Origin of the sequence: Shewanella sp. 10N.286.51.B2, assembly GCF_041469265.1 — a bacterium.
Taxonomy (GTDB): Bacteria; Pseudomonadota; Gammaproteobacteria; order Enterobacterales; family Shewanellaceae; genus Shewanella.
Window position 1 is genome coordinate 1 of sequence record NZ_JBFRKH010000081.1, and the last position, 204, is coordinate 204.

The 204-nt window shown below is 42.6% G+C and carries 1 protein-coding gene; it reads right to left on the reverse strand.

Translation table 11 applies throughout. From position 1 onward, the window contains the following. On the reverse strand, window positions 1-204 hold a 204-nt coding region (locus tag AB4140_RS18735; RefSeq protein ID WP_372002174.1), incomplete at both ends, for a hypothetical protein.

The window sequence follows — 204 nt, forward strand, 5'->3', positions numbered from 1 at the left end:
GCGACAAGTTCTTTGTCCTTGAGTAACTTGGTTAAATAAGTGCGTAAATCAGCTTGTATCGTGTAGGTATGGCCTTTCTCAATCTCTTTGCGTATCGCTATTTCAAGCGCTGCACTCAATCGTCTGTCATCATTTGTTGTGGCCTCAAGCTTCGCTTGAGAAATAGAATCCACCTCTGTAAAACTCATGCCGAAACCAATTAGC